The 7,522-nt window shown below is 66.0% G+C and carries 4 protein-coding genes; all 4 read right to left on the reverse strand.

Annotated features, from left to right (window positions below):
• Positions 1 to 980 precede the first annotated feature (980 nt).
• On the reverse strand, positions 981 to 1,931 hold the full coding sequence (locus tag ACFOYY_RS11040) for a TIM barrel protein (protein WP_352014101.1): 951 nt from the start codon (positions 1,929 to 1,931) through the stop codon (positions 981 to 983).
• A 347-nt stretch (positions 1,932 to 2,278) separates the two neighbouring features.
• Positions 2,279 to 4,786 (reverse strand): ATP-dependent Clp protease ATP-binding subunit, encoded by a 2,508-nt coding sequence (locus ACFOYY_RS11045; RefSeq protein WP_352014102.1) that lies wholly within the window; start codon positions 4,784 to 4,786, stop codon positions 2,279 to 2,281.
• Between the two features lie 265 nt (positions 4,787 to 5,051).
• The gene (locus tag ACFOYY_RS11050) at positions 5,052 to 5,384 is read right to left on the reverse strand and encodes a histone-like nucleoid-structuring protein Lsr2 (RefSeq protein ID WP_184724583.1); all 333 of its coding nucleotides are present in this window, start codon (positions 5,382 to 5,384) and stop codon (positions 5,052 to 5,054) included.
• 1,362 nt (positions 5,385 to 6,746) lie between these two features.
• Positions 6,747 to 7,522: RDD family protein (locus tag ACFOYY_RS11055; protein WP_386189648.1), on the reverse strand; the 776-nt coding region annotated here is incomplete at its 5' end.

Below are 7,522 nucleotides of genomic sequence, written 5' to 3' on the forward strand. Positions count from 1 at the left end.
TCCCGGTTCTTCCGTATAGCCTTTCCCGGCCTTCACCTGACGTGCCCTCTCCACACTCACACGCGGTTTCACCCTCCCGCGCCCAGGCCACGAACTCCCCCTGAAGCCCACCATCCGCCTCACGGACCACGCTCCGCTCCCCCCTGCCCTCACCCTGAAGCCCACCCTCTGCCTCACGGGCCACGCTCCGCTCAGCCCACACCCCGCAGACGCGCAGCTCCCCAAATCGAGCCGTGGACCTTCCCTGGCTCCACACCTCAGCGCCCGCCACGCCACTCCCCATGCCGAGCCGTGGCCCTTCCCTGACTCCGTCCCGGGTCCCCCATCCATGTCGCAGACCCACCGGGCTGTGGGTTTTCCCTGGCTTCGTCCTGGCTCCCGCTGTACGCACCGAGGGTGGCAGCCTGGCCCGACGTGATCACTACCGAAGAACCGTTGACTTCGTCTGCCCAGTGCCCTCCAGCCCGCTGAAGCAACCCGCGCGACCCCCACCCGGAACCAACCACCGCAGCTGAAGCCCCCACGCGGAAAGGAGCGCATGGCTGAGCTGAAACCAGCACGAGCCCCACGAAACCCGGCCCATGCGCGCCAAAGGCAGTTCCGGCACCTTCCAACGCCCGAACCAAGGAAATTGGGCCTGTTGCCCTCAGTGCTCCCACCACCTGAGCCGAGGAAACCGACGCCCCCCACACCAGGAGTGAGGGGTTTTGCCTGTGCTTTACCGGTGCCAAGTGTGAGGAGTGTCGGCTTGGGCGCGTCGGTGCTTGGACTGAGGAACGCAGGAGCGAAGCGACGGAGTGACGAGGGAAAGCACCGACTCAGAGGCGCCCAAGCCCGCGACGCCGCAGGCGGCGCAAAGGGACAGGGTTCGGGTGCGCCGGCGCTTGGACTGAGGAGTGAGGGAGCGCAGCGGACGAACGACGAGGGAAAGCGTCGGCTCGAAGCACCCGAACCCGCGCCGCCGAAGGCGGCGCAAAAGGTTACGCAGCGAGTGTCAGGCCCAGTGCCGTCAGGTTCGTCCTTGCCCAGTCGAGTTCCTCGGCGATCATGTTGACCAGGGCGCCGGGGCCCTTGGCGCGCAGCGGTACGGCCAGACCGTGGGTTTCGACCTCGATGTGGGCCGTGCCGTTCACCGCGCCGGAGAGCATCGCGGTGAGGGTGTCCTCAAGCACGGAACGGGTGCTGGGGAGCTCCTGGCAGGCGTCGCCGAAGTGGTTGTGGACGTGGCCGAGCTTGACGACGGGGGCACCAGCGGCGGCCAGGCCGCGCAGGGCGTCCTCCGGCTGCTCCGCACCGCCCGCGAGGTGGCAGGCGTCGAGGCAGACGCCGAGATGCTCGGAGTCGATGCCGCAGACGCGTTCGAGGGCCTGCTTGGTGGTCTCCAGCACACAGCCGGGCCAAGGCTCGAAGCCGACCCTGACCGTCTTGCCGGTGACGCTGTAGAGGCCGCGCAGTTCGCGGGAGAGTCGTTCGAGGCGGCGGGCCGCGATGGCGTGCAGGTCGGCGGGCCAGTCACGGCGCCAGCCGATGGGGATGGTGGAGATGCTGCCGAACTGGACGTCGTCCGGGAGCAGGAAGGCCAGGATCTTGGCCAGGGACATCGTGTAGCGGTACCGCTCGGGCTTGGCCCAGTCGGGGCCGGGGCTCTCCTGGTTACGGCCGCCGGTGCCGTTGAGGCTGACGACCTCCAGACCGCGCTCCTCCAGGGAACGGCGCAGGCGGACCAGTTCGATCCGGTCGGCGATGAGGTGGTCGGCCACGCTCGGGGAGAGCCAGAGTCCGACGCCCATCCGCCCGACGCCGAGGCGCTTGCGCACCGGAACGGCGTACCTGGTCAGGTGGGCGATCAGGTTCTCCAGGTCCTCAGCGGGATGGACGCCCGCGTTGTAGGACAGGTGAACGAGAGTCCCGTCCTGGTGTCGCAAACGCATCCGATGCCTCCAAGCGTGTGGTGCTTTCGATCAGGTGGTCCTGGGACCCGCCTGGTGGGCCGAGCATCCCGCGCGGAGGCCGGTCACCGCGTCACCTCTGCAGGTGATTCGCCGGTACGCCGCGCGGCTGACCCCGGAAGGCGATCTCGCCGCGGAAAGCACGATGTGTGGCTCACTTGGTGAGCCTTGGCCAGGCTCACTCTACAGAGTGTAGTACTACCTTTGGTGGTAGGACACCTCCTTGTATAACAAATGAGCAGACCCCGCCGTGATGTCTCACGACGGGGTCTGCTTCAGTTCTCTGACCTGCCGGTCCTTCGGGGATGGAGCCCCGGGGACCGTTCGGCCTAGTGCTGGATCGGCTCCGCGATGGCGGCGGCCGAGTCCGGGACGCGGTCCGTGGGCGCGGCCTCGCCGACGAAGGTGAAGGTGGCGTTGTCACCCTCGCCCTCGACGCCGATCTTGACGATCTGGCCGGGCCGGAGCTCGCCGTACAGGATCTTCTCCGACAGCGTGTCCTCCAGCTCGCGCTGGATCGTACGGCGCAGCGGACGGGCACCCATCACCGGGTCGTAACCGCGGTCGGCCAGCAGCTGCTTGGCGTCGTCGGAGACTTCGAGACCCATGTCGCGGTCCTTCAGGCGCAGCGCCACCTGGGCGAGCATCAGATCGACGATCTTGATGATCTCCTTCGGCGTGAGCTGGTGGAAGACCACGATGTCGTCGACACGGTTGAGGAACTCGGGCCGGAAGTGCTGCTTGAGCTCCTCCTGCACCTTGGCCTTCATCCGGTCGTAGTTGGACTCGTTGTCGTTGGCCTTCGCGAACCCGACCCCGATGCCCTTGGAGATGTCACGGGTACCGAGGTTGGTCGTCATGATGATGACGGTGTTCTTGAAGTCGACCACCCGGCCCTGGGCGTCGGTCAGGCGACCGTCCTCCAGGATCTGCAGCAGCGAGTTGAAGATGTCCGGGTGCGCCTTCTCGATCTCGTCGAAGAGGACCACGGAGAACGGCTTGCGCCGCACCTTCTCGGTGAGCTGACCGCCCTCCTCGTATCCGACGTAGCCGGGAGGCGAACCGAACAGCCTGGAGACGGTGTGCTTCTCCATGAACTCGGACATGTCCAGCATGATCAGCGCGTCCTCGTCCCCGAAGAGGAACTCGGCGAGCGACTTGGACAGCTCCGTCTTACCGACACCGGAGGGACCGGCGAAGATGAACGAGCCGCCCGGGCGGCGCGGGTCCTTCAGACCGGCGCGGGTGCGGCGGATCGAGCGGGACAGACCCTTGATGGCGTCGTCCTGGCCGATGATCCGCTTGTGCAGCTCGTCCTCCATGCGGAGCAGTCGCTGGGACTCCTCCTCGGTGAGCTTGAAGACCGGGATGCCGGTGGCGGTGGCCAGGACCTCGGCGATGAGCTCCTCGGTGACCTCGGCCACGACGTCCATGTCGCCGGCCTTCCACTCCTTCTCGCGGCGTTCCCGCTTGAGCTGGAGCTGCTTCTCCTGGTCGCGCAGCGCCGCGGCCTTCTCGAAGTCCTGCGCGTCGATCGCGGACTCCTTGTCGCGCCGCACGTTGGCGATCTTCTCGTCGTACTCACGCAGGTCCGGCGGCGCGGTCATACGGCGGATGCGCATGCGCGAGCCGGCCTCGTCGATGAGGTCGATCGCCTTGTCCGGCAGGAACCGGTCGCTGATGTAGCGGTCGGCGAGCTGGGCGGCGGCGACCAGGGCACCGTCGGTGATGGAGACCCGGTGGTGGGCCTCGTAACGGTCGCGCAGGCCCTTGAGGATCTCGATCGTGTGGCTGAGGCTGGGCTCGGCCACCTGGATCGGCTGGAAGCGGCGCTCAAGCGCGGCGTCCTTCTCCAGGTGCTTGCGGTACTCGTCGAGCGTGGTCGCGCCGATGGTCTGCAGCTCACCACGGGCCAGCATCGGCTTGAGGATGCTGGCGGCGTCGATCGCGCCCTCGGCGGCGCCCGCGCCGACGAGCGTGTGCAGCTCGTCGATGAACAGGATGATGTCGCCGCGGGTGCGGATCTCCTTGAGCACCTTCTTCAGGCGCTCCTCGAAGTCACCGCGGTAGCGCGAGCCCGCGACCAGGGCGCCCAGGTCGAGGGTGTAGAGCTGCTTGTCCTTGAGCGTCTCCGGAACCTCGCCCTTGACGATCTTCTGCGACAGGCCCTCGACGACGGCGGTCTTGCCGACGCCGGGCTCGCCGACCAGGACGGGGTTATTCTTGGTCCTGCGGGACAGGACCTGCATGACCCGCTCGATCTCCTTGTCCCGGCCGATGACCGGGTCGAGCTTGCCCTCGCGGGCGGCCTGGGTCAGGTTGCGGCCGAACTGGTCCAGCACAAGGGAGGTCGACGGCGCCGTCTCCTGCGGACCGCCCGAGGCGGCCGGCTCCTTGCCCTGGTAACCGTGGAGCAACTGGATGACCTGCTGCCTGACGCGGTTGAGATCCGCGCCCAGCTTCACCAGCACCTGTGCGGCGACACCCTCGCCCTCACGGATGAGGCCGAGCAGGATGTGCTCGGTGCCGATGTAGTTGTGTCCCAGTTGCAAGGCCTCACGGAGCGACAGCTCAAGGACCTTCTTCGCACGCGGGGTGAAGGGAATGTGCCCCGACGGCGCAGACTGCCCCTGGCCGATGATCTCCTCGACCTGCTGACGCACACCTTCAAGACTGATGCCGAGGCTCTCCAGAGCCTTGGCGGCAACGCCTTCACCTTCATGGATCAAGCCAAGAAGAATGTGCTCCGTACCGATGTAGTTGTGGTTGAGCATCCGGGCCTCTTCTTGGGCCAGGACGACAACCCGCCGTGCGCGGTCGGTGAACCTCTCGAACATCTCGTCGCTCCTCACAGAGCGGTCAGGCAGGTCCGGGATATCCGGGCCCTGTCATCCCGCATGGTAGCCCCGACCCGGCGACCGCTCTACGCAGAAGACGTTCCCCGAGAGCAGGGCGTTCACCCTCCATCCAACTACTTGCGGGGGGTGCGATGTTCCCGATACGCCGCAAGCGAACGACGTTTATCGGCCGCTCAAACGCGTCATGCGGTCATGGCCGCCACCGGACCCCACCGTGGCCGCCATAACCGCATGATTCAACGATCTAGTGAGCCGCTTCGTACTGCTCGACGATCTTGGAGGCGATTCGACCGCGCTCGCTGACGTTGAGGCCGTGGGACTTGGCCCACGCCCGGATGTCGGCGCTCTTCTCCCTCGTGAGTGCCCGGGTACCACCCGCACGACGACGGCGAGGAGCCAGAGCACCGGAACGACGGGCGCTCTGCACGAAAGGCGACAGGGAGTCGCGGAGCTTCTTCGCGTTTACGTCGCTGAGGTCAATCTCATAGCTGGTGCCGTCAATCGCGAAGGCGACGGTCTCATTGGCCTCGCCCCCATCGAGGTCGTCGATGAGTATCTCCTGGATCTGCTTGGCCATCTACGCAATCCTTTCGCGGAGTATTGTTTCATTCGCTAGCTAAACATATACCCGCAATCGGAGAGCGGCAATTCCAGGAGCCCGGCGATTCTCGTCGCCCCGCGAGCCCGGGGAGTGATCAACCGTTCTGCGACTCGACCTGATCCCGTCGTTTTGCCGGGCGACGGCCGACGGCTTCACTCCGAAGAAGCTTGACAACTCCGTAGATGAAGGCCCCGCCGACGACCACCGGGGGTATCAACGCGGACAATACCTCGTTCATTCGTCCTCGCTCCGCACCGTGGGTAACTTTCGGAGACCATGGAAATTTTGCCTGCGACAACCCGGGCCACGCTGGGAGGACGCGCTCGATCGGTCCGGTTCCGTCCACGGATGACCATAGCGTCACCTGCGGTCGGTGGGTGTCACTGGGGCAGACAGACCTGCCGCTCACTACCTTAATGCTTCTCTCCAGCCGTCTTACCGGTTGCGCTCCGTAAAGCCGGAGGGAAAAACCGGCAGGGCGATCTTGTGATGATCACTCCACCGGAAAACCATTGCGGTCCCGGCTCGGCGACTGCGGAGCCGTACGGCCTCCTGCTCACGTAGCCCCTGGTGAGGGGTCTGGAAGGGAAGATCAAACGGGCCGTCCACGAAGCCGGAGATCACCTCGGGCGGGTTCACCGCCGACAATGCCCCCGGTGCGAAGAACACCCGTATGGATAGTTGCCCTCTTCATGTTGCGGGGGGCCGTGGTGCGACTCCGCCGACAGAAGAAGACGGATCTTCCTTGTTTTCTTACCAAGAGTACGTCCTTGTCTGGCATCTAGGACATAGTCGTAGACCTTATAACCACCAAACAGGAGCGGACTCCGTAACAACCATGTGACACCAGGACGCCTCCTGAGCCATCGCTAAGAAGCCTCGGGAAGGGGAAGTCGGGTGGCGGGACAATCCCTTGGGGGACGCGAAGTCGGCGCCGCCCGGGAGGATGCCCTCCCCCGGCCGCGATCCATTCGGCCGTCTGTCCGCGAACTCCCCGCGGCACGCGTTCTCCCTTTGGGGCCCCATAAGACCGTGTGGACGGCTGTCCAAAGGCCGCACCGCGTAGTTGTTCATCCCGCGGCCCTTGGGGGTGGGGGCGCCGTGACGTCCGTGGCGCACGGCGTTTGTCGGCGAGGGAGGGGGGTGGACGGCCATAACGCTCCTCGTGCCGCCTCGAATGGGTTTGCGCTTCCATCGCGTCCTGAGGGGCCCTCGTTACCGGGCACGCCCTCCGGCGTGTTTCCCGTCACACGCGAACGCGCACACGAAACCCGGCGCACCGGGACGCGGACACGAAAAGGGACCGGCGGTTCAACCCGCCGGTCCCTTTTCCCGCGACTACTTGGTCTTGACGACCACCGTCGCGGCGACCTTGTCGTGCAGGCACTGCTTCAGGGGCTTGTCCCACAGCTGCCAGAGCACGTTCACCAGAGTGAAGATGTTGAGCACGAATCCGACCAGCGGAATGCCGCTCAGCGCGTAGGGGCCGTAGGAGACACCCGCCCGCTTGATGGCGACATCGGGGGAGAGACCGCCCTGCAGAGCGCCTCCCACCCGGACGACCTTGATACCCATGACCATCTTGCCGACGGTCTGACCGTTCTGCCGCAACATCAGGAACTCATAGGCGACATAGATCAGACCGGCGATGATGGTGGTCAGGAAAGTCGACAGGGCGTACCCCGAGGGCTGGGTGATCACACCGCTCTCAAGGTCGAAACCGCCGTTGGTGATAAGGATCGCCGCGAGCACAAGGCTGAGGATCACCGTGGGGATCGCCAGAATGATGCCGTCGATCATCCTCGCCACCAGACGCTGCCACCATTCGGCCAGCGGAGCCGGCGCACCGGGGGGCGTGACCCCCTGGGGGCCGTACCCCTGGCCGTACATGGACGCCTGGGCGCCGTAACCGGGTTGCTGGCCGTAGCCCTGCTGACCGTAGTCGGGCTGCCCGTAGGAGGGCTGCTGACCGTAGGACGGCTGGGCCGCCTGCTGGCCGTAGTCCTGGCCGTAGGAGGGCTGGGCGGCCTGCTGACCGTAACCCTGCTGCTGACCGTAGTCCTGACCATAGCCGGGCTGGGCGGCCTGCTGGCCGTAGCCCTGCTGCTGGCCGT

The sequence above is a fragment of the Streptosporangium jomthongense genome (assembly GCF_042650425.1).
In the GTDB taxonomy this organism is placed as follows: Bacteria; Actinomycetota; Actinomycetes; order Streptosporangiales; family Streptosporangiaceae; genus Streptosporangium.